General features: G+C 35.6%; 18 protein-coding genes and 1 pseudogene. 12 read left to right on the top strand and 7 right to left on the bottom strand.

Translation table 11 applies throughout. The features are described from left to right. Positions 1–53: 53 nt before the first annotated feature. Complete coding sequence (locus ACM55G_RS12020) at positions 54–3,506, bottom strand: methylmalonyl-CoA mutase family protein (protein WP_416844181.1); 3,453 nt, start codon at positions 3,504–3,506, stop codon at positions 54–56. A gap of 287 nt (positions 3,507–3,793) precedes the next feature. Between ACM55G_RS12020 and ACM55G_RS12015 the strand changes: the two genes are divergently transcribed. Next, complete coding sequence (locus ACM55G_RS12015) at positions 3,794–4,501, top strand: DUF4197 domain-containing protein (RefSeq protein ID WP_416844180.1); 708 nt, start codon at positions 3,794–3,796, stop codon at positions 4,499–4,501. 121 nt (positions 4,502–4,622) lie between these two features. Then, a complete protein-coding gene (gene purU, locus ACM55G_RS12010) occupies positions 4,623–5,477 on the top strand; it encodes a formyltetrahydrofolate deformylase (RefSeq protein WP_416844179.1) in 855 nt (284 codons plus the stop codon). Between the two features lie 178 nt (positions 5,478–5,655). Here the strand turns inward: purU and ACM55G_RS12005 are convergent, their stop codons facing one another. Further along, a complete protein-coding gene (locus ACM55G_RS12005) occupies positions 5,656–6,309 on the bottom strand; it encodes a VOC family protein (RefSeq protein ID WP_416844178.1) in 654 nt (217 codons plus the stop codon). A 159-nt stretch (positions 6,310–6,468) separates the two neighbouring features. Between ACM55G_RS12005 and ACM55G_RS12000 the strand changes: the two are divergent. After that, a pseudogene (locus ACM55G_RS12000) lies at positions 6,469–6,723 on the top strand (DUF4197 domain-containing protein); the annotation flags it as partial. 208 nt (positions 6,724–6,931) lie between these two features. Here the strand turns inward: ACM55G_RS12000 and ACM55G_RS11995 are convergent. Continuing rightward, the gene (locus ACM55G_RS11995) at positions 6,932–7,717 is read right to left on the bottom strand and encodes an alpha/beta fold hydrolase (RefSeq protein ID WP_416844177.1); all 786 of its coding nucleotides are present in this window, start codon (positions 7,715–7,717) and stop codon (positions 6,932–6,934) included. Positions 7,718–7,825: 108 nt separating this feature from the next. On the opposite strand from ACM55G_RS11995, the gene ACM55G_RS11990 reads away from it, so the two are divergent. After that, positions 7,826–7,975, top strand: a complete 150-nt coding sequence (locus tag ACM55G_RS11990) for a hypothetical protein (RefSeq protein ID WP_416844176.1) — start codon at positions 7,826–7,828, stop codon at positions 7,973–7,975. Here ACM55G_RS11990 and ACM55G_RS11985 read toward each other — a convergent pair. Beyond that, entirely contained in the window at positions 7,970–8,770 is an 801-nt protein-coding gene (locus tag ACM55G_RS11985; RefSeq protein WP_416844175.1) for an ABC transporter substrate-binding protein, read from the bottom strand. The genes ACM55G_RS11990 and ACM55G_RS11985 overlap by 6 nt on opposite strands. A gap of 198 nt (positions 8,771–8,968) precedes the next feature. Beyond that, a complete protein-coding gene (pyrF, locus tag ACM55G_RS11980) occupies positions 8,969–9,826 on the bottom strand; it encodes an orotidine-5'-phosphate decarboxylase (RefSeq protein WP_416844174.1) in 858 nt (285 codons plus the stop codon). A gap of 282 nt (positions 9,827–10,108) precedes the next feature. Between pyrF and ACM55G_RS11975 the strand changes: the two genes are divergently transcribed. After that, a complete protein-coding gene (locus ACM55G_RS11975) occupies positions 10,109–10,384 on the top strand; it encodes a hypothetical protein (protein WP_416844173.1) in 276 nt (91 codons plus the stop codon). Positions 10,385–10,447: 63 nt separating this feature from the next. On the opposite strand, the gene prfA is transcribed toward ACM55G_RS11975, so the two are convergent. Continuing rightward, on the bottom strand, positions 10,448–11,524 hold the full coding sequence (gene prfA / locus ACM55G_RS11970) for a peptide chain release factor 1 (protein ID WP_379859166.1): 1,077 nt from the start codon (positions 11,522–11,524) through the stop codon (positions 10,448–10,450). A 493-nt stretch (positions 11,525–12,017) separates the two neighbouring features. Between prfA and ACM55G_RS11965 the strand changes: the two genes are divergently transcribed. Together ACM55G_RS11965 and ACM55G_RS11960 are read left to right on the top strand one after the other, a co-directional pair. Further along, positions 12,018–14,762 (top strand): hypothetical protein, encoded by a 2,745-nt coding sequence (locus ACM55G_RS11965; protein ID WP_416844172.1) that lies wholly within the window; start codon positions 12,018–12,020, stop codon positions 14,760–14,762. A gap of 1,575 nt (positions 14,763–16,337) precedes the next feature. Next, positions 16,338–17,420 (top strand): L-dopachrome tautomerase-related protein, encoded by a 1,083-nt coding sequence (locus ACM55G_RS11960; protein WP_416844171.1) that lies wholly within the window; start codon positions 16,338–16,340, stop codon positions 17,418–17,420. 566 nt (positions 17,421–17,986) lie between these two features. Here the strand turns inward: ACM55G_RS11960 and ACM55G_RS11955 are convergent. Further along, positions 17,987–18,949: an aldo/keto reductase gene (locus tag ACM55G_RS11955; protein WP_416844170.1), complete on the bottom strand. Its 963-nt coding sequence runs from the start codon at positions 18,947–18,949 to the stop codon at positions 17,987–17,989. A gap of 172 nt (positions 18,950–19,121) precedes the next feature. On the opposite strand from ACM55G_RS11955, the gene ACM55G_RS11950 reads away from it, so the two are divergent. The 5 genes from ACM55G_RS11950 to ACM55G_RS11930 all read left to right on the top strand — a co-directional run bounded on the left by ACM55G_RS11950 (position 19,122) and on the right by ACM55G_RS11930 (position 24,158). Beyond that, a complete protein-coding gene (locus tag ACM55G_RS11950) occupies positions 19,122–19,376 on the top strand; it encodes a winged helix-turn-helix transcriptional regulator (RefSeq protein WP_416844168.1) in 255 nt (84 codons plus the stop codon). A 55-nt stretch (positions 19,377–19,431) separates the two neighbouring features. Then, positions 19,432–19,860 carry a hypothetical protein gene (locus tag ACM55G_RS11945; RefSeq protein WP_416844167.1) on the top strand — a complete coding sequence of 143 codons (429 nt, stop codon included), beginning with the start codon at positions 19,432–19,434 and terminating at the stop codon, positions 19,858–19,860. 446 nt (positions 19,861–20,306) lie between these two features. Then, positions 20,307–20,957, top strand: coding sequence for a DUF1801 domain-containing protein (locus ACM55G_RS11940; RefSeq protein WP_416844165.1), 651 nt, complete (start codon positions 20,307–20,309; stop codon positions 20,955–20,957). 244 nt (positions 20,958–21,201) lie between these two features. Then, positions 21,202–23,502 carry a DNA topoisomerase 3 gene (locus ACM55G_RS11935; protein WP_416844164.1) on the top strand — a complete coding sequence of 767 codons (2,301 nt, stop codon included), beginning with the start codon at positions 21,202–21,204 and terminating at the stop codon, positions 23,500–23,502. A 176-nt stretch (positions 23,503–23,678) separates the two neighbouring features. Continuing rightward, positions 23,679–24,158 (top strand): DUF6265 family protein, encoded by a 480-nt coding sequence (locus ACM55G_RS11930; protein ID WP_416844163.1) that lies wholly within the window; start codon positions 23,679–23,681, stop codon positions 24,156–24,158. Positions 24,159–24,203 lie beyond the last annotated feature (45 nt).

Genomic DNA, 24,203 nt, shown 5'->3' with positions numbered 1-24,203 from the left:
AGCAGGATAAGCGATTCACACCCTTTTTTGCTACACAAAAAGTGGTTCTCTGCTTACATATTCCTCCTATATTGCCCACCAACTTCAAATAAAGCCGAAGTAATTTGTCCCAAAGAACAAACTTTTGTGGCTTCCATTAAATGTTCGAATAAATTTTCGTTTTTAATGGCTGCTTCCTGAAGTGTATTCAATTGTTCCTCTACTAAATCCTGATTGGACTGGTGTAAATGCTGCAACATATCTATTTGATATTGTTTTTCTGCTTCGGTAGCACGAATTACTTCGGCTGGAATTACCGTTGGAGAGCCTTTGGAACTCAAGAACGTATTCACTCCGATAATTGGAAATTCACCCGTATGTTTCAAGGTTTCGTAATACAAACTTTCTTCCTGAATTTTACTGCGTTGGTACATGGTTTCCATAGCACCAAGAACACCACCACGCTCCGTAATTCTATCAAATTCTTCTAAAACTGCCGCTTCCACTAAATCCGTTAATTCTTCGATGATGAACGAACCTTGAATTGGATTTTCATTTTTAGCCAATCCTAATTCTTTATTGATAATCAACTGAATCGCCATCGCCCGTCGCACTGATTCTTCTGTAGGTGTTGTAATAGCTTCGTCATAGGCATTGGTATGCAAGGAATTACAGTTGTCATAAATCGCATACAAAGCTTGCAAAGTAGTCCGAATATCATTGAAATCAATTTCCTGAGCGTGTAAGGAACGACCAGAAGTTTGAATATGGTATTTCAACATTTGTGCGCGTTCGTTAGCACCGTATTTGTTTTTCATGGCTTTCGCCCAAATTTTACGTGCTACACGACCAATAACGGCATATTCAGGATCAACTCCATTCGAAAAGAAGAAGGATAAGTTGGGTCCAAAATCGTTAATGTTCATGCCACGACTCAAATAATATTCTACATACGTAAACCCATTAGAAAGTGTGAAAGCCAATTGGGTGATTGGATTTGCGCCAGCCTCAGCAATATGATAGCCCGAAATAGAAACCGAATAGAAGTTCCTGACATTCTTGGTAATGAAATATTCCTGCACATCGCCCATCAATCGCAATGCAAATTCAGTAGAGAAAATACAGGTGTTTTGTGCCTGATCTTCTTTCAGAATATCGGCTTGAACTGTTCCACGAACTTGGGATAACGTTCTTGCTTTGATTTCGTTATACACTTCCAAAGGCAAAACCTGATCACCGGTTACGCCCAAAAGTAACAACCCTAAACCATTATTCCCTTCGGGTAAATCACCTTGATAATGCGGTCTTTCAACTCCTTTTGCTGCATATATTTCGTTGATTTTCGCTTCAACTTCTTTTTCAAGACCATTTTCTTTGATGTAAAACTCACATTGTTGGTCAATCGCAGCATTCATAAAAAACCCTAATAACATGGGTGCCGGACCATTGATAGTCATGCTTACCGAAGTCATCGCATGAACCAAATCGAAACCGGAATATAGTTTTTTGGCATCGTCCAAACAACATATAGAAACTCCGGCATTCCCGATTTTCCCATAAATATCTGGACGTACATGTGGATCGTTTCCGTATAAAGTTACGCTGTCAAAAGCCGTTGACAATCGTTTTGCCGGCAATCCAGCACTCACGTAATGAAAACGTTTGTTGGTTCTTTCCGGTCCGCCTTCTCCAGCAAACATTCGCGAAGGATCTTCTCCTTCACGCTTGAAAGGATACAAACCTGCGGTAAAAGGAAATTCTCCAGGAACATTTTCCTGCAAACACCAACGTAAAATATCACCCCAAGCCTGATACTTTGGTAAAGCTATTTTCGGGATTTGAGAATGTGAAAGCGACTCCGTATGTGTTGGCATTTTTATTTCTCTGTCCCGAACTTTAAACGTATAAACTGGATTTTTATATTTATTTACTTTTTCATTCCAAGTCAAAATGATTTCCCAATTATAAGAATCCAAATCCATTTTTACTTTATCAAATTGATTCAGTAAAAGATTCAAAAAGATTCTATCCTCAGCTACTCCCGGTTTTTCTGATTCCAAAGCACTTGGTAAAACCGAGTCATCATTAATTCCAGTCTTATTCAATTCAGGGATTTTCTTGGTAACGGATTCAATCGTTTTGAAAATTCCGTATAATTTCTGGGCTACTTGCTCCTGACTTACCGCCGTCACATCATATTTTCTGTTACTTTCGGCAATTTCAGATAAATATCGGGTTCTGTGTGGCGGAATAACGAATATTTTTTCGCTCATTTCACGCGTGATTTGGAACGTAGATTGCAAATCAGAATTCGTTTTCTCTTGGACTTTATCCATTATCGCTTTGTAAAGCGTATTCATTCCCGGATCGTTAAACTGCGAAGCAATCGTCCCAAAAACCGGAAGTGTATCTAGATTGACATCCCAAAGATTGTTGTTGCGCTGGTATTGTTTTTTCACGTCTCGTAACGCATCAAGAGAACCGCGTTTGTCGAATTTGTTTATTGCTACCAAGTCGGCAAAATCAAGCATGTCGATTTTCTCTAATTGGGTTGCAGCACCAAATTCTGGTGTCATTACATATAAGGATACATCGGAGTGATCCATAATCTCCGTATCGGATTGCCCAATTCCAGAAGTTTCCAAAATTATAATGTCATATTTGGCTGCTTTAATCACTTGAATTGCATCGGCAACATATTTTGACAAAGCTAAGTTCGATTGGCGTGTGGCCAATGAACGCATGTAGACTCTGGGACTATTGATGGAATTCATTCGGATTCTATCTCCTAGCAATGCGCCACCAGTTTTACGTTTGGATGGATCTACTGATATTAATCCGATTGTTTTTTCTGGAAAATCGATTAGAAAACGACGCACTAATTCATCTACCAACGATGATTTTCCTGCCCCACCCGTTCCCGTAATTCCAAGAACCGGAATAGTACAATTTTCATTTTTTTTATGGATTGCTTCCAATGTTTGGGCTGCAACATCAGGAAAATTCTCTGCTGATGAAATAATACGGGCAATTGCTTTTGGATTTTTTTCTTCCAAATGATCGATTTCATCACTCAGATTATCTCCGATAGCATAATCAGCGCGTTGCACTAAATCGTTTATCATTCCTTGTAAACCCATGGCGCGCCCGTCATCAGGAGAATAAATTCTGGTAATTCCGTAGGCTTGTAATTCGGCTATTTCTGTAGGCAGAATCACTCCGCCTCCACCACCAAAAATTTTAATTTGTCCGGCTCCTTTTTCTTGAAGCAAATCGTACATATATTTGAAATATTCGTTGTGACCACCTTGATACGATGTTATGGCAATTGCATTAGCATCTTCTTGAATCGCTGTATTTACCACTTCTTCCACACTTCTATCGTGACCTAAATGAATGACCTCAACACCGGTAGATTGAATAATTCTACGCATGATGTTGATGGCTGCATCGTGACCATCAAAAAGAGCTGCTGCGGTTACAATTCTTACTTTATTAACAGGGATATACGGTTTTACGAGTTCCATTTTATGAATATGATAATTTAAGAGTGCAATTTACGATTTTATTTTAAAAATTATTTAATCTCGTTCATAGTTGTTGATAAATAAGCAAGGATTGTGTTATTAAGCCCCGATGGAAGCGGCATCCCTCGCTTTTTCAGCGAGGATACAGCGCACAGCGGGACAACTGTTTCTTAATAATCCTAAAGTTTGTGCTCCTAAATAAAATCTGGTTTTATTTTTGAATAAGTAGTACTTTTGACACAAGCCTTAGGCCAAATTGATGAAGTAAACGTATAAAACAATTTAAGATGAAAAAACTTTTAATTTTAATGGTAGCGGTATCACTTTCCAGTTGTGCCGAAATGCAGCAAGTTCTCAATCAATTACCGCAAACACAAGGAATAGGCGGCGTTGATATTGCAGGTGGACTGAAGGAAGCACTGAATAATGGGATTTCTAAACAAGTAATTAAATTAACTGCAGTAGATGGTTTTTTCAGAAATGAAGCCGTAAAAATTTTACTTCCGGAAGAATTAAGAAAAGTAGATTCTGGTTTAAGAAAAATTGGATTGAGTTCGCTTGCTGACGAAGGTTTAAGAGTATTGAATCGTGCTGCCGAAGACGCGGTTAAGGAAGCGACTCCCATATTTGTAGATGCGGTAAGAAACATGACTTTCATGGATGCCAAATCGATTTTGATGGGTAATGAAAGTTCCGCAACTACTTATTTACAAAATAGCACCGCAACAGCTTTGTACGGAAAATTTAATCCTGTGATAAAAAATTCATTCTCTAAAGTGGGTGCCGATAAAGTTTGGTCTAACATTATAACAAAATACAATAGCATTCCATTAATAACCAAAGTAAATCCTGACTTGACTGATTATGTTACCAATCAAGCGATGAATGGCGTTTTCAAGATGGTTGCCGTTGAAGAAAAAAATATCAGAACCAATTTAAGCTCCAGAACTTCCATTCTATTGCAAAAAGTTTTTGCCATGCAAGACAAGAGGTAATTTGGGAATAATCAGTTCCCTATTTTAAAACAAACCCTAAAATCATTTTTTTTTATAAAAAAGAAAAACGTTTAGTTTTGAAAAAATACTACACGGATTAAAGTAGAAAGACATACATAAAATGCAAAAAATCACCATACTTATACATTGCGAAGACCAAAAAGCAATTATTGCCTCTGTTACCAATTATATTGCGTCAATTGATGGTAACATTATCTATCTGGACCAGCATGTGGATGCCGATGAAAATGTATTTTTCATGCGCTTGGAATGTGAGTTCAGTGCCAAAAATTGGGATATTGAAGCGATAAAAACTGATTTTCAAGTTAATTTAGCAACTCCATTTAATATGTCTTGGGAAATGTACACCCAAGACGAAAATCCAAAAATGGCGCTGTTTGTTTCTAAATACGATCATTGTTTGTATGACATTTTAGGACGATACAGCGCCGGTGAATTGCCCCTTGAAATTCCTTTGATTATAAGCAACCATGAGGATTTGAAATCAGTGGCAGAACGTTTTTCTATTCCGTTTCATTATGTTCCTTTCACCAAAGACATTAAGGCTGAAGGCGAACAAAAACAAATGGATTTATTGAAGCAATACAATATTGACTTTATTGTTTTGGCGCGCTACATGCAGATTATTACACCCAATTTAATTGCGCAATACAAAAATCAAATTATCAATATTCACCACTCCTTTCTTCCTGCATTTCCTGGAGCGAAGCCCTATCATTCCGCTTTTAAACGCGGCGTAAAAATTATTGGAGCCACCAGCCATTATGTGACCGAAGGATTAGATGAAGGTCCGATTATCGAGCAAGATATTGCCCGAGTTTCACACAGTCATTCCATCGAAGATTTTATCATGAAAGGACGAGATCTGGAACGTATGGTTTTGGCAAGAGCCATAAAATTACATGCGGAACGAAAAACGATGGTTTACAACAACAAAACGGTGGTGTTTTCTTAAATCCTCACCCCAAAACCTCTCCAAAGGAGAGGGAGCCGAAACCCCATAAAAATAAATAATTTATTTATATATCAATGCTCACTTTGGTGAGCATTGATAGTAATGTAACAAAGTTTGAAAACCTTTTTTGTGCCGTTTGACACATTCCAACCCTTGATTCAGATTTTCCGTTTTTCATTCAATAAACTTCAATTTCACTCATTTTCCCATTATTGTCAAATACTACTTTAGTCCAAAACGATTTTGCTTTTTTTTGCGTGGGGTACCAATCTCGATTTTCTTCCACCAGAATAAAAAGTCCTGTATCAGTTCCTAAAACTATGAATTTATTTAGTTTAGGTTGTTTTGAAAATATAAAAAGGCCGTATTTATTAAACATTTCATCACTGAGCAGGGAAACATTTTTTGTAACAAAACCTATCTCGCTAACGGATATAATTGACGCCCAATTAAATTCTTTATCTGAAGCATTATCCAAACTGAAACGGGCGATGAATTCTAAAATATTTCCATTATTATCATAAAAATAAAAAGATTTTGCATTCCAATTATAAAAATCGGCTATTTTTTCGGGTGGAATTACCTCTAAAATTTTTGTCTTTTTTTCTATCCAGGCAAAGGCTTCCCCTAATTTATTATTAGGTATATCAAAAGCAAAATGATACACTGGTTTTAAATTTTCAGAAGACCTGAAAGTCAGCTTTGTAGAACCCGTTTCAAATGAAATACTCGAATCGGTTTTCGAAATAGTTTTCAACCCAAAGACGTTGTTATAAAACAACTCGGTTTCATCGAGAGAATCTGTTAACAATTCAAGTTTCAGAATATTCATCTTATATAGTTAAACTATTTTTAGCTTTCTAAATTATCAATCTCAACTTCTTCCAAATTATGTTATACGTTTTCATAACAGAATTTAGAAGTGTCTCTCAAAGATAACACACTTACTTTCTTAATCAAAATCGATAGTTTTTATATGGTAACAGTTTAAAAATTCAGTCCTGTTGTACAAAAGTCAATCAATAAAGTGGGCGCTGATGTAATTTGGAATTCAATCATTAATAAATACAATACTATTCCTCTGGTTTCAAAAGTGAATCCTGACATAACCGATTAAATCACCAACAAAGCACTGGATGGGATTTTCAAAATGATTACTGTCGAAGAAAAAAATATCAGAACCAATTTAAATGCCAAAACTTCAGATATATTGAAAAAGGTTTTTGCTTTGCAAGACAAAAAATAATTACAATCAACTCCTAAATCATAGAGTTGTATGTATTATTCTTAAAATTCAAGAAGAAAACTTAACGTATATACAACAAAGTAATAACAAAATCTTAACAGCATAACACTTGCTTATGTATGACCTTTGCAAGGTAATAAACTGGTTATTTATTATTTTGGTTTTGGTTAGTTAAAGAATTGCCTGCATTTATAATGCAGGCATTTTTTTATTTAGCGGTATTTATAAAAGAAAGTACTGCATCATTAAAAGCATTAGGTTGCTCTACATTTACTACATGTCCACACTTTTCTATCACAAATAGTTTAGAAGATTTATAATGATTCTCCACCACTTTCCGAACCGATGGTAAGAACATATAATCCTCCTCACCCATAACATAAAGCGTAGGGATATTCAATTCGACCTGACGAAACCATTTGAGAACCGGATTAATCTCGGCAGTGAGTTTAAACCATTTGATAAACTCTTTTTGATATAATTTTTTGGCCTCGTTTATAAAAAGCACACGGGATTGCTTGTGACTTTTTTTAGGCATGATGACAAAAGCAAAAAACTTATATAGAACCAAATAAGGCAAAACATACTTAAACATATTTCCCAATCGCATCAGTACTTGAGAACGGAAATTCATTTTTAGAATAGCCCCGCCAAGAATCATACTTTGAACCCGTTCCGGATACATTTCTGCTAATTGTCTGATGAGTATGGTACCTAATGAAATTCCCACAAAATGTGATTTTTTTATTTTAAGAAAGTCTAGAACCTCCAGAATATCATTGGCCAAAGCCGAAAAAGTATAGTGCTGCTTGAAAGCCGTTTTCAAAGTAGGTTTTGATTCTCCGTGACCACGCAAATCCAATAACAATACATTATACTGCTTTTTGAAATCGCGTATTTGTTTGAACCAGATAGAAGAACTTCCGCCCGCACCATGCACAAAAGTTACCCACTGATTGGTGTTTTTATTTTCGTAAATGGTGTAATTAATCACGTTTTTATTTTTTGTAAAAATAGGATTTTAATTTTAAATCTCAATCTTAACATATATTAATGCTAATTTAACAATTGTAAAACGTAAATTTGCAAAAAAGTTACACCGATGATTGGATTATTGAAAGAGAAAAGTGAAATAGAAAAGCTTAAAAGAGAATATCAGATGTTTGCTGAACAAAATTTTGAAATAGAAAAAAACACTTTAAAGACAAACCTTGCTAAGGAAGAATTAGTTTTGGAAGAATGTGAACTATAAATTTTGATGTATTTTTTTAAAATAGTCAAACGCTTTTAGCAAGCGGCTTCCATACCAAGAAAACATTTCACCATCTACAAACGCTGTTTTTGCATGATGGGTATAACGGCCTATTTCAAAAGCATCTTCTTCCTTGAAAGGATAAGGTTCTGAGGATAGAAAAACCAAATCCGGATCACCTTCTAATCGCATTTTTTTGAGTTCGATTTCTGGGTAACGCGATTTATTTTCATAGATATTCTGAAAATGATTTAGCTTCAGTAATTCATTGATGAAATTATCCGAACCAGCGACCATAAAGGGGTTTTTCCAAATGAAATATGCTGCTTTTTTTACGGGTATATCTTTGACGAAGTTTTTAAAATCGCTCAGTGCAAAAGCCAATTTATCGTTCCATTTCTGGGCTTCGGTTCTGCAATTGAATAGCTGGCCAAAGTCAGTAATCATTTGAGAATTATCTTCAATCGTAATAATATCCGTCACCCATACCGGACAAATTTTACGCAATTCCTCCACAATTTCCTGTGTATTTTCCTCTTTGTTACAAATGATGATATCGGGTTGCAACAATCTAATTTTCTCAAAATGAACTTTCTTGGTTCCGCCAACGATTTTCTTCGTTGCTTTAAAATGATAGGGATGCACACAGAATTTGGTAATCCCAACAATTCGGTCTTCCAAACCTAAATCATACAGCAATTCTGTTTGTGAAGGAACTAATGAAATAATGCGTTTTGGCGATGTTTTAAAAGAATGGGATGTCCCGAGTTGATCGATTAAAGTTTTTTGTTTCAAGTTTCAAATTTAATGTTGAGTAAATCTAATCAAAAATTATATTTTTAAACCATTAAGAAATTTAGAAATTAAGGCTTAAAAAATTTAACGGTAAAGTTTTTGATTCAAATCTTAGCGCAAGCTTAATAAAACTTAATTTCTTAATGGTTTAAAATGAAGCATGATTGAATTCAAATATTTTATAAAAACCCAAAAACTTTAAACGTTAAACGTCAAACTCATAATTTGTTCCATTTCCTGTTGTATGTTCAACGCTTCGGCTCTTGCTTTTTCAACAAAATCAGTTCCGTTTGAGGCATAAATAATGGCTCTTGAAGAATTAATCAGTAATCCTACGTTCGCATTCATACCGTATTTACAAACTTCAGATAAGCTTCCTCCTTGGGCGCCCACTCCAGGAACAAGCAAGAAACTATCAGGGACAATTTTACGAATTTCAGTAAAATATTCGGCTTTCGTAGCACCTACAACATACATTAGGTTTTCGCTGTTTTTCCACGTTTTAGAGGTTTCTAATATGTGCTTGTACAATTCTTTAGCTCCGCTCCGTTCGACTTCGCCTCGGGTTCCACCTACGTTTAAGGTTTGAAAATCAAACGCACCTTCATTCGAAGTCAAAGCCAACATAATCGTATGTTTATTTTCGAAAGCTAGAAATGGTTCCACCGAATCCTTCCCCATATAAGGAGCAACAGTAACGCTGTCAAAGTTTAAATCTTCAAAAAAAGCTTTAGCATACATTGAAGATGTGTTTCCAATATCACCACGTTTCGCATCGGCAATTGTGAAAATATCCGGATAGGTTGAATTAATATAATTGATTGTTTTTTGCAACGACATCCACCCTTTTATTCCATAGGCTTCATAAAAAGCAGTATTGGGCTTGTAAGCTACGGCTAAATCGTGGGTAGCATCAATTATCGCTTTATTAAATTCGAAAATAGGATCTTCCAGTTCTAATAAATGGGGTGGAATTTTATTTAAATCAACATCGAGTCCTACCGCTAGGAATGATTTCTTGATTTTGATTTGGTCGATAAGTTGTTGTGTAGTCATTATTTAAATTATGAGCTGCAAATTTATGAAAAAAACCCCAAAAGGACTGGCGGTTTTATAACTTAAAAATAAGTGAATATACTATATTTTACTGCAATTCATTTTTTTTAAATCGGTACTGCAATAGATTGACAGAACAGATGCTGAAATAGTATTTTCGCCTCAAAAGAACTTGATTCTTAAATAAATAAGAGTAACTTATCTAATAAAAATGAATTTATATAACAAATAAAACCAAAAGATATACCATCTTTGCAGTATTAATCTAACAAAATATAAACCATGAAAAAAATTATTTTATCAGCAACTTTAATTGCGACTACGATTTTGTTTGCAAACCCAAAAGAAAAAAAGGAGCCAACAACAATTTCACAACAACAAAAAATTAAAATTAGCAAAACAACAAATAAAACGGTGTATTTCTGGGAAATAAACACACCAACTGGTTATGCAAGTGGTTATACTTTTTCTGAAGCTAAAGCAAAAAAAGCAATACAATTAATGGCAACAAATGACATAGTAACCTATAGAATTATTGAAGCCTATAAAAGTTTATAAAAAAAGACCATGCTAGATTAGGTAGCATGGTCTTTTTTCTTTTTATTCCAAAATCTATTTTCTTTAAAAAACTTCGCTTGCTTCTTTCAATTTTTCCATGTTGTTTACTAACGCTAACTCATCAACAATTTTCTGAATGTCACCATTCATGATGTTTCCTAAATCATATAACGTCAAACCGACACGGTGATCCGTTACACGACCTTGTGCGTAATTGTAGGTACGAATTTTAGCAGATCGGTCACCAGAACTTACCTGAGACGTACGTGTTGTTGCATCTTCCGCTTGTTTTTTAGCTAATTCCTGTTCGTATAAACGGGAACGTAAAACGCCAAATGCCTTGTCTTTATTTTTATGTTGTGATTTTTGATCCTGACATTGCGCCACCAATCCGGTTGGAATGTGCGTCAAACGAACCGCTGATTTGGTTGTATTTACCGATTGTCCACCTGGTCCTGACGAACAGAAGAAATCCACACGTACATCATTCATATCAATTTGAACATCAAATTCCTCTGCTTCCGGCAATACCATAACAGTCGCTGCTGATGTGTGAACACGTCCCTGCGTTTCCGTTTGCGGTACACGTTGTACCCGGTGAACGCCCGCTTCAAACTTCAAGGTTCCGTAAACATCCTCACCGGTAACTTCAAAAATCACCTCTTTGAAACCACCCGAAGTTCCTTCGTTCATATCCACAACAGATGTTCTCCAACCTCTGTTTTCACAATATTTCGTGTACATACGGAATAAATCCCCTGCAAAAATACTCGCTTCATCCCCACCCGTTCCGGCACGAATCTCCACCATTACATTCTTTGCATCTTCCGGGTCTTTAGGAATCAACATAAATTTGATTTCTTCCTCTAATTCCGGCAATCTTTCTTTCGCTTCATCAAGTTGCATTTTGGCCATTTCGGTCATATCTGCATCACTGTTATCCGCAATTATTTCGTTTGCTTCATCCATATTTGCCATGAGAAGCACGTATTCATCGCGCTTTTCAGCCAAAGCTTTCAAAGTTTTATACTCTTGATTCAATTGCACATAACGCTTCTGATCCGAGATTACATCCGGCTGAATAATCAAATCCGATATCTCATCGAAACGTTGTTTTACTATTTGAAGTCTATCTAACATTTTCTTAGTCCTTTATTTAGAGTGCAAAATTACGAAAAAAGTATTCAGTTTGCAAGGTTCGTTTTTGGTGTATTCCTTGCTGCGAAAAACTTTTACCTACATAAGAGATAGCTTCATCAGCAAGAACACAAAAAACACTTAAAAAACTTGAATTTTCAAACCTTACACATTAAACTTTTTCAGAAGCTATTCCTGCTATCCGCTTTATCTTTTCCTTGCTAAAGAAGCAAGAAAAAGGATGCCGCTGCTATCAGGGCTAGGGCATTTTATTTAAAATTGCGTTTTGAGGTTTCCCGTAAAGTTCTTCACATAAAAGGAATTAATTTTGGGAGATAATTATTTCAGTTGTCACTTATGGTATTTAAAAAATGTACATTTGATAACAATCAAGTACGAAACAAAACATCAATTATTCACCAAAAATAAGTAGTAATAATATAAATAATAACGTATTAAATTACTTGTAATTATTATAAAAATATCTCAAAACATCATGAATGAAATCCAAAAGCTTAGAATTAAAAGCGCTATGATATTTTATGAACTTGAAAGTTCATTAGGAAATTATGTTATAGAAAATGAAATTTTAGATAATATTTCTGATAAAAGTAAAAAATCAATATTAAAAAGAGACATTCAAAACTACAAAGGATCAAATGACGACATATCATTTTTAGTAGAGTCTAGTTACTTAGACGAGGTATTCAATTTGGCAATTGACGTTACCGCAGGAACATCGCTAAATAAGCATATGATTGATTTAAAAGACTTATGTACATATTTAGGAATTTTTGATATTCGTAACGCAATAAGCCATCCTAACAGGCCTTTTCCTGATTCTTATTGGTTTAAATCGGCTACGATAGCTAGCGACCCTTTAATTGAAAAATTAGGATTAGAAAAAGTTAGACAAGCATTAAATGCCGCGCTAGCTGAAAACCTACATTCACCTCCGGAGGATTGGTACAATGATGTAAAATGGGCTATTCCTAATAATTTACCAAATTCATTTGACCACGAAATAACAGGCCTTTTAGGTAGAGATAAGGAATTTAAAGACTTATATTCAACTATCTCTAAAGTAAGAAATAATCTTATTGCTGTTGTCGCTCCTGGTGGAATTGGTAAAACAGCATTAATTCTTCAATTTTTGAAAGAATTAAGCCTCACACCCACATTTAGTAAACAAATCAGTTCGATAGTTTTTTGCACACTCAAAAATGAAAGACTTACTGCAGATGGAATCGAACAAATTGAAGCTATCAACGGAATTGACCAAATAAAGGAATCTCTTTTATTAGATTTAAATATTTTATATGACAATTTTAACTTTGTTTCCTTCGATGACGCGTGTGACAAACTAGAAAACGAAAAAGTTTTAATTTGTATTGACAACCTTGAAACTCTTTTAATGAATTCACAAAATGAATTCATAGATTTTAATCAATCATTACCTCAACAATGGCGTGTAATAGTTACATCTAGAATATCCGTTGATTCTGCAACAACAGTTCCATTAGAACCCTTAGTAAAAAGGCACGCTATTAACTTAGCAAGAAACTACTTTAGAAAGCGAGGTGTGCAAAATACTGAACAACTAACACTTGAAAACATTGCAGAAATGGCAAATAATAATCCATTAGCAATAAGATTAACAATTGACTTATTCAACAAAGGTGTAGATATTTCAAAATCAATTAACCAATCGCAAAAAAACATAGCTTTATTTTCCTATAAAAATTTAATAGAATCACTAAATCAGAACTCTATTGCAATTCTTGAAGCAACATACATTTTAACTGAATCTACAAAAGTAGAACTTACTGAATTTTTACATTTTAGCAATGAAGAGGTCTCTGAATCAATAAACGAACTTTCAAAAACTAGTTTAATTTTTAGAGCAACTAATGACTTTGGCATCGAATCATATAAATTAAGTGATTCAATTAGAGACCTATTACTAATTAATCCCAAAAACATAGAAGTAAGATCTAAAATATCTGAAAGTTTAAAAAAATTAAAGGAAAAAATTCAACTTCAAAAATCAAGAGACGAACAATCAGGAATAACAGAATTCGAAGAAAATTATATTGAAGATCGAACTGATAGATCAACCTTTGCACTAATTGTTGATTTAAACAAATATTTTACAACAACAAAAAACCACAACGAGCTATCTAGCTTAAAAACACGCTTCACTGATTTACTTGGTTATAATTCTAAAGACAATCAATTAAAATACCACTATTCTCGTGTTTTAAAAGAACTTTCAGATAAGCCAGGTGAGTTAAAAGTACTTGAACAATCACAATTAATCAATCCTAATTCTCCAAGAACTATAATAGCAATTGGCAAGCATCACTTTTATAATGGCGACTATCCCATTGCTATTGAGGTATTTAATCAACTACTTGAAAAAAAGTATGATAATCCAAATATTTCATCTCGTAGTTTTAGCCATACACTTACAAAATTAAATCTACTTTGTTTATTGTATTTAAATAAATATGACAAAATTCTTGAAATTACCAAAAATTGGGAAACCGAACAAAATTGGCGAACAATTTATGGAACGTATAGAGCTTCAACATACAAAAGACAATCGGAGCAACTTAAAGGCAACTTAACTAAAAGAGAACTGGTAATTTCTAATTCACTTGATACATTTGACCTGCTTTTCAGAGACAAAGATTACCCAATATTTGCATGTATAGAAGCAAATAAAATAATAAAAGAATTTGATTTTGTTTTAAATAATGATTATTCACAATCAATTACTTCCAAATATGCAACATTTATTTCAAAACATTATTTCAATATAATATCACAATTAAGAGGAGAAAGTATAGAGTCAAAAGAATCAAAAGAACTTCTAGATAAAATCTATAATGCTAATATAATTTCAAACCCGTTACATTCAGTAGGATGGTATTCTGAAAAACACATCACAACTTATGATCAAGAACATATAAATGAATTGATTTCAGAGGGCTACATCATTGTCGAAGTATATAATATACCCGAAAAAGATAAAGGTTTATCAAACTTTATCTTTGCAAAAGACAATAATGAAAACCAGTTCTTTTTAGTTGTGGCTAATTACAAAGGCGGTTGGAATGGTTGGGGATTTATCGAAATCGGAACAAAATTAGCCATTAAACATAACATCGCCCCTTATGAGAATGAGAAAGCAACACCAGCAACTGAAATTGTCGAAATTGATCAATATTTAATTTAACAAAAAAACGCTACCACACGAATCCTTTCGTGTGGTTCGCATAGTAAAAACAAGATTTCTAAATCTGCTACCCCGCTGGCGCGAGCGTCCCGTTCGTGAACACAAACATAAGCACATACATTATAAATTCTAAACGGCATGAGCAGGACGCTCGCGCTAGCATTTGAACACCCCGATCGCTCTGATATGCACAATCGTTCGCGCAGTCTTGCAAACTTTGACCCGACCTCTCTAATATCCAGAATCGCTCGCCCCGATCGGTCGGATATCTACACCCCGCTGGCGCGAGCGTCCCGCTCGTGAACTCAAACAAAAGTAAAGACACTATAAATTGTAATGGGCACGAGCGGGACGCTCGCGCTAGCCTTTACTGAAAAACACTGTGATCGATACCCCGATCGCTCTGATATGCACAATCGTTAGCGCATTCTATGATAAAAAACAAGTAAAAATTTAAAAATTAACAGGCAAATTTATATGTATTTATGTAGGGAGTTTGTCTGTTAATTACAGAGAAAACCCGATCGCTCGGATATCTATAATAGTTAGCCCCAGATCGCTCGGATATTAACAATTGATAGCGCAGAATTGCATTCTGTGCCCATAAACAAGGGCAGTTAAAACAAGTCAGAAAGTTATAAAAACATCCGATCGCTTAGATATCCACAATCGTTAGCGCAGTTTTGCAAACTGTGCCCACAACAATGAGCAAGTAAAATAATAGACCAACTGGATGGGATTGCTTCGTTCCTCGCAATGACTTAATCCTACCCGTTCCCCCGCTGGCGCGAGCGTCCCGCTCGTGAAGTCAAACAAAAGTAAAGACACTATAAATTGTAATGGGCACGAGCGGGACGCTCGCGCTAGCCTTTACTGAAAAACACTGTGATCGATACCCCGATCGCTCTGATATGCACAATCGTTAGCGCACTTTTGCAAACTGTGCCCACAAAGGAAGCAAATAAAATAATAGATAAACTGCAAAGGATTGCTATGTTCCTCGCAACGACTTAAACAAGTTGCTCGGAAATAAACCCGATCGCTCTTGTAACCACAATCGTTAGCGCAGTTTTGCAAACTATGCCAACAACGAGAAGGAAATAAACAATTGATAAACTAAGTGAGATTGCTTTGTTCCTCGCAATGACTTAAGCAAACTGGTATAAGCTTTCTCCTCACGAACGTAAACAGATGAAAATGCATTAGTATTGGTATTTCGCATTATTAAAGCGCTTGTTTTGGCTTTTGCTGATCTTTTTTTTTCGTTATTATGGAAGTAAAACGAAATCTTTAGCCCTGATGGTAGCGGCATCCTCGAAGCGTAGCGCAGAGATACAGCGGACAGCAGGACGATTCGTTCTTGAAAAGACTATTAGTTCTGCTCCTTAAAAAACAACGCTCCTACCCGTTTATAACTCCTATTGATTTCATTTTAATACCCGATTGCTCGGATATCCACAATCATTGCCGTAATTTTGCAAACTGTGCACACAACGAGCAGCAAATAATAGGAATGAGATTATGTCGTTCCTCGCAATGACTTAATTCAGTCGCCCACAAATAAAACCATCTAAAATGAAAAAGATTCTTATTATATTTTCAATAGTTACATTCTTTGTTTCTTGTAAAGAAACAACTAGCAAAAAAGCGGCTGAAGTTAAAAATCAACAAGTTGACAGCACAGCAAATCAAGTGATAGAAGTTGCTGCGTTCAAAGGGCAACAAGTTACCGGAGTCACACTTACTGATGCCGGGCGTATTTTTGTAAACTTTCCGAGATGGAGAAAAGGGGTTGATGATTCCGTCGTGGAAATAACAAATACGACCGTTCAAAAAAGCTATCCCGATGAAAATTGGAATTCTTGGGAGATTGGACAGCCAGTTGTGGCCAACAAATTTGTTGGAGTGCAATCAGTAGTTGCCTTTGAAAACCAATTATATGTTTTAGACACCAGAAGCCAATTATTCGAAAATGTATTGGATGCGCCTCGTCTTTTTGTTTTTGATCTAACAACTGATAAATTAGTTAAAACCTATATTTTAGATAAAAACAGCTACCACCCTGATTCTTATATCAACGATCTTAGGATAGATAAAAAAAGTCAAAAAATCTATCTTACTGACTCAGGAAACTCTGGTATTGTCATCATAGACATTAAATCAGGTCGTTCCAGAAGAGTTTTAGACAACCACAAATCAACAGCTGCCGAACAAAACTTTTTAACATTTGGAGATAAAAAATGGAAAAATACCATTCATTCTGATGGAATAGCCTTAGACACTGTAAACGACCGACTTTATTTTCATGCCCTTACAGGATACAGCCTCTATTCAATTGCAACAAATATGCTTGACTCTAAAGATGAAAAAAGCATGGAAGAAAGTGTTCGATTTGAGGCAAAAACTGCCGCACCAGACGGCATGCTATTTGACGACAACGGCAATTTATATTTTGCCGATTTAGAAAATAATAAAATCCAGTATCGAAAACCAGATGGCAGTATTCACACTTTGGTAGAAGGTGATAAAATAAAATGGGCAGATACATTTAGTATATTTAACAACTACTTGTATTTTACAAACTCAAGAATAAATGAGGTTACAGCTGATATTTCAAATTTGACTTTTACTTTAAACAAAATCAAATTAGCCAAATAATAAAAAAAGTTTCTTAACAAATAAAGCATTTGTAACGGATACAAAGTTTACCGATTTGAAACAATCGTTTATAGTTTCAATCTATGATATAAAATGGGTTTTATTTTTCGGACCCATTTTTTTTATCAAAAAAAATAAGTTTCACAACTTTCACTACTTACAATGGCACAGCAATAGTTGTGCAAAAATGGAATTGAATGTCAACAGCAAAAAAAGATGCCAATCGCTTCGAGATCCACAGTCGTCAGCGCAGTATTACTTCGCCCGATCGCTCGGATATTCACAATCGTTAGCGCAGAATTGCATTCTGTCCCCATAAACGAGGGTAGTATTATAAATGGTAAATAGCGTCATGCCACATAAATTCGGATGAATAAACGTGGGTTTACATATTGTAGAGATTACATGCAAGTTATCTCCAACTTCTCATCCAATCCTCTCATCCAATCCTCTCATTTGCACTTAAAGCGCAGTAAACATTGACTTTGTAAATTTAAAAAAAGCAGAATAAAGCACTTAAAACAATAAATACTCGTTTACTTGAAAGCCATGTTTTCAACTAAGAGCTAACCTCTAATGGTTGCTAGCAAATCATGTGGATAACCTAAAGAAACGGCACTTAGCTCATCTAGTTTTATAATATGATCAGCAGTTAATTGAATAGATGTCGCTTTTAATCCCTCATTAAAATGATGAATTGTACGTGCTCCAACTATTGGAAAGGCTCCTTTCGATAAAACCCAAGCTAAGGCAACTTGGCCAGGAGTAGCATCAAGTTCTTCTGCAATGATAAAAAGTTGATCCAAAATTGTTTTTGTATTCTCATTTTCTTGGTAACCAGAAGTTGAAGTAAGAGTTATGCGTCCAGTTTCACCTTTTCTGTACTTTCCTGTCAGCAAGCCACCTGCTAACGGTGAATAGGTCATTGTACCTAAACCAAATTGTGCAGCCATAGGTATAAATTCACGATCTGCAGTACGCTGTAATAAGTTATATTCAATCTGAATCGCAGTTAATTTTGTTGAACTGGCGACAGTGGCCGCTTTCCATGCAGGGAAGTTTGCTAAACCTGTATATAAAACTTTTCCGCTATATACCAAATCTTCCAAGCCTCTTACAATTTCATCAAGCGGCGTTACGCCATCATCAAAATGCGGCATATAAATATCAATGTAATCTGTCTTTAGTCGTTTCAAGCTTGATTCTATTGCTTGCCGCATCGCTTTTCGATGATTTCCAAAATTACTGATTTTTGGATCTGCTTCACTACTTCGTGTGTATTTGGTACAGATAATGAAGTTATTGCGTTGATTTTCAATAAATTTACCGACCACTTCTTCGGATTCGCCAAGTTGGTATTGATCGGATGTATCTATAAAATTCCCTCCTGCATCTGCATAAGCAGTTAATATTTCCTTGGCTTCCTCGGGATTTGTTCCGAAACCCATTCTCGTTCCAAAATTGGCTGTTCCTAATATAATCTCACTGGAATATAGACCTGTGCTTGTTCCAAATAACTTATGTTTCATAATATTCTGATTTTTATAATGCAAAATTAACGATAGCTACTAAAACATACAAGTACGGCTAAATTTAGCTATATTCAGAATTACATTTTTATAGCCTATATTTGATAATTAATTTAATTTGTGATGTACAAAATAAATACCAGTTTCTCTTGATTGTGCGCTGCATTTATTTATGGAAATAAGTAATGGGAAATGGAACATTAGCTTGGTTTGGTGTGTTTATTCAGGAATAAAGCGCCCTGGTAAACTGCAGCGAAAAATGCATAAAGCATCTCGAAGGGTTTTGGATACACAACTAAATCAGTTAATAAATCATGGTATTCTAACGAAAATCACTTATGATGAACGTCTTTTAAAAGTCGAATATGAACTGACCCTTTTCGGAAAAACAGTAATCTTTGTGGTCACGGATTGCAAATCCCCATAAACGAGGGCAGATAAAACAGGTCAGAAAGTTATAAAAACATTAAAAAACCAAACTGATGAAATTACTACTTACAACCTTAATTTTAATATTCAATCTGACTATATTCGCGCAATCGAATGCATTTATTGGTGATTACAATTCTACTTTTAGCACCGAAGTAGATCATTTAATTGAATATAAATTGACCTTACACCAAGATGGAACATTTTTATTTCATTCCTATTCTAAAATCAAAAACGGATTCCTACCTGAAGTAAATAAATACGGAAAAGGAAAATGGACTGCGAAAGACAACGTAATTACTTTTTCTTCGAACAAACAAGAAGACTTTGATGAAAAATACACATTGAATTTTAAAAATTCCAAGGCGAGATTTGTCGCTAAAAATCCTAGAGATAAAAGTGACCGCATCATCAAGACCAAACTTACATTTGTAGAGTTCGAAATTCCCTGGGTGCAAAGACTGGATTTTTTTAAAATATAAATAGGCAGTACAAATCCCCTACTAGCATTCGTTTGCGACGACTGCCAATTGTATTTTTTTATTTGATCTTTAAATAATTTCAAAAAATGAGTTGCAGCACTCCAGATTCATAAAAAAAAGTCCCCGCTGGCGGGAGCGTCCCGCTCGTAAAGGTAATCAGAATCATCTATCCATTCATTTTTCGTTGTAGACACAAGACACTATTGTGTTCACGAGCGAGACGCTCGCGCTAGCCTAAAAACAGGGAAAATAAAACTCAAGTTACAGAAAATGGAAAATAAATTGAAAATAAATTTATGATTGAACAATATTAAGATAATCCCAATGGTGCCCCCTTTGCAACGAGTACCAATTTTAATTTAGAGCACAATTATAGCGTTTTCAACGCGGTTTTTTAATACTTTTATAAAACCAAAACCTCCTTTATTTTTTAAAAGTTAATAAAAATGAATCCCAAAGTTGATGATTTTATAAGCAAGGCCAAAAAATGGCAGCCCGAAATAGAGCAATTGCGACTTTTGCTGCTCGATTGCGGACTAATCGAAGAGTTTAAGTGGCGAAATCCTTGTTACACTTTTCAAAGAAATAACGTTGCTCTTATAGGTAGTTTTAAAGAATACTGTGCGCTTAGTTTTTTCAAAGGGACTTTGTTACAAGACAGCAATGGACTTCTAAGTAAACCGGGAGAAAACAGTCAGGCCATGCGCTTCTTTAAGTTTACGAATTTGGAAGAAATCACAGAACTGAAATCCATCATAAAAAACTATATTTATGAAGCCATTGAAATTGAAAAAGCGGGCTTGAAAGTAATTTTCAAAAGCAATACAGCACTTGAATTGATAAAAGAATTGCAAATTGCTTTAGACAAAAACCTTTCTTTAAAAATAGCTTTTAAAGCCTTAACACCGGGACGACAACGAGCCTACAATCTGTATTTTTCGGCTGCCAAACAATCCAAAACTCGGGAAACGAGAATAGAAAATTACATTCCACGAATTCTTGACGGAAAAGGATTCAACGATTGCATTTGTGGGTTGTCTAAAAAAATGCCCAACTGCGACGGTTCACACAAATACATTCGAGGAGAAAATAAATAACAAGCTACAGCATTTTTTGATTTGGTAATTCTGAAAAGGGAACGGAATCAATAGCGCTGATGGAAGCGGCATCCTCGCAGCGTAGCGCAGATATACAGCGGACAGCTGGACCGTTCGTCCCTGAAAAAACCATTCGTTCTGCTCCTAAAAAATAGCAACCCCCACCCGTTCATAACTCCTACCGATTTCTTTTTAATACCAATTTCTAAATTCCTAATTTGCGCCCTTAAATTAGAAGGAGAAAATGAAGGTCTGTATTGCCGAAAAACCAAGTGTAGCCCGCGAAATCGCATCCGTTTTAGGAGCTAATACCAAACACGATGGGTATTACGAAGGCAATGGCTATGCTGTAACCTATACCTTTGGACATTTATGTACCTTAAAAGAACCTAACGATTACAAACCCCACTGGAAAAGTTGGGATTTGAACAACCTGCCTATGCTTCCCGAGAAATTTGAAACCAAAGTGGTCGGAAATTCGGGTATTCAAAAGCAATTCAAAATCATAAAAAGCCTGTTTGACAAAGCGGAATTGGTCATCAACTGCGGGGATGCCGGGCAAGAGGGAGAACTCATTCAGCGCTGGGTGATGAACGAAGCCCAGTACAAAGGCGAAGTAAAACGCTTGTGGATCTCATCACTAACCACCGAAGCCATCAAAGAAGGTTTTGAAAACTTGAAACCATCCGCCAACTACGATAATTTATACTACGCCGGATTTTCCAGAGCTATTGGCGACTGGTTGCTGGGTATGAATGCCACGCGTTTGTACACCGTAAAACATGGCGGATACAAGCAAGTATTGTCTATCGGAAGGGTACAAACCCCAACCTTGGCCATGGTCGTGGACCGATTTAAGGAAATTGAAAATTTTAAACCGCAACCGTATTGGGAGTTGCAAACGGTATATCGAGAGACGCTTTTTAGTTACGAGGAAGGACGTTTTTTGAAGAAAGAAGATGGCGAAATTTTGGCCCAAAAAGTCAAAGAAAGTGATTTCGAAATAGTTTCTGTCGAAAAAAAGAATGGCAATGAGTTTGCACCTAAACTGTTTGATTTAACAGGCTTACAAGTGTATTGCAATACCAAGTTTGGCTTTACGGCAGATGAAACGCTTAAAATTGTCCAGACTTTGTACGAACAAAAAGTAGTCACGTATCCCAGAGTCGACACCACGTTTTTGCCGAATGATATTTATCCAAAAGTGGCTGGTATCCTGCAAAATTTAACCAATTATGCCGCGTTGACGCAACCACTTTTAGGAAAAAAGATTAAAAAATCGACCAAAGTTTTCAATGACAAGAAAGTAACCGATCACCATGCGATTATTCCAACGGGGATTCAAAGCAATTTACAATACAATCAGCAACAGGTGTATGACATAATTACCAAGCGTTTTATTGCCGTTTTTTATGACGATTGTTTGGTTGCCAATACCACCGTAATCGGGAAAGCCGCCGATTTAGCTTTCAAAACCACCGGAAAAGAAATCTTAAAAAAAGGCTTTCGAATAGTCTTCGAAGACCCAAACGCCAGAGAAAAAGAAGCCGATATATTACCCAGTTTTGTTGTAGGCGAAAAAGGGCCACACGAACCCTCGTTTCTAGAAAAGGAAACCAAGCCACCCAACCAGTATACGGAAGCCACTTTATTGCGCGCCATGGAAACTGCGGGCAAACAGGTGGACGATGAAGATTTACGCGAATTGATGAAAGAAAACGGTATTGGGCGTCCATCCACACGAGCTAATATTATCGAAACGCTGTTTAAACGCCAATACATTGTTCGGAACAAGAAACAGGTATTGCCAACGCCAACGGGAATTCAGCTGATTGATACCATTCAAAATGATTTGGTAAAGTCGGCTGAACTTACGGGTTCCTGGGAAAAGCAGTTGAAAGATATTGAAAAAGGAATCTTTACCGCCAGTTCGTTTATTCGTAACATGAAACGCATGGTAGAAGCCTTGGTGTATGAAGTACGAAGCGAAACCAGAGGCGCCAATATTTCGCATGTAGGAAGCGTTCAAAAAGTAGTGGCTAAAGTTGAGAAAAAGAAAGCGGCAGGAATTTTGGCGGAAGCCTGTCCGAAATGTAAAAAAGCGACACTCATCAAAGGAAAATCTTCTTATGGGTGTGGCGATTATAAAGCAGGTTGCACATTTCTATTGCCCTACACTTTTGCGGAGAAAAAAATATCCGAGAACCAATACTTGCGATTGCTCCAAAAAGGATCTACCGTAAACTTGAAAGATTTTAAAACCGATTCCGGTGTTGTGGAAGGTTTGCTTCGGTTTGATGAGAATTTCCAGCTCAAATTAGAACCTAAGAAAACGGAGGCGAAAGCCATTCCAGACGAATTAGCCTGTCCAAAATGTAAAAAAGGAACGGTTCTTAAGGGAAAAACCGCTTATGGTTGCAGTAACTATAAATTGGGATGTGATTTCAAAATTACTTTTGAGGTGGTCAGAGCAAAATTAAAAGATCAAAAACCGACTAAAGAATTGGTTTATACTATTTTGAAAGAAAGCGGAAATAATTGCTAATTTCTGATTTGGGTTAAATAAATTAGTAGATTGTCAATTTAAGAGATCTATACTATCTGAAATGCTTCGCCAGTTCGCTATCGCTCGGGTCAAAAATCGTTAATCTAAAATCAAAAATCTTTCTATTCTATTTTTTCATACTTTAGCTTTTCAAAATAAACTCAATATTTACACCAATGTTTCAAAAAACGACTCTTATACTGCTTTTGTTAGCTCTTGTTTCTTGCAAAAATTCTGATTCAAACAAAATTGAAAAAATCAAAGCAGCAAGTTGGCTTTTGGGTAATTGGGAAAACAAATCAGCAGATGGCAATCTAACGGAAAATTGGAAAAAAGTAAACGATAGTACTTTTCAAGCACAATCCTATTACATTAAAGAGAAAGATACGTTACATTTTGAAGCTATCACATTACAACAAAAAGGAGAAGAGTTGACTTATAATACAGCCGTAAAAGGACAAAACGAGGACAAACCGGTTTCTTTTAAATTGACAACTGGAACCGAGAAACAATTGGTTTTTGAAAATCCAAAACACGACTATCCTCAAAAAATCAGCTACACCCAAATTACTCCTGATAGTTTGGTGGCTAAAATTTCGGGAATGCAACAAGGAAAACCAAGTTCTGAACAGTTTTCGATGAAAAAGACCAAATAAAACATACCATTTCATATTGAAATCACAACCTTACTCTAGAAAAGC

The organism is Flavobacterium algoriphilum (assembly GCF_048158655.1).
Taxonomy (GTDB): Bacteria; Bacteroidota; Bacteroidia; order Flavobacteriales; family Flavobacteriaceae; genus Flavobacterium; species Flavobacterium algoriphilum.
The sequence above is the reverse complement of the archived record's forward strand: the minus strand, read 5'-3'. Positions and strand labels throughout refer to the sequence as shown.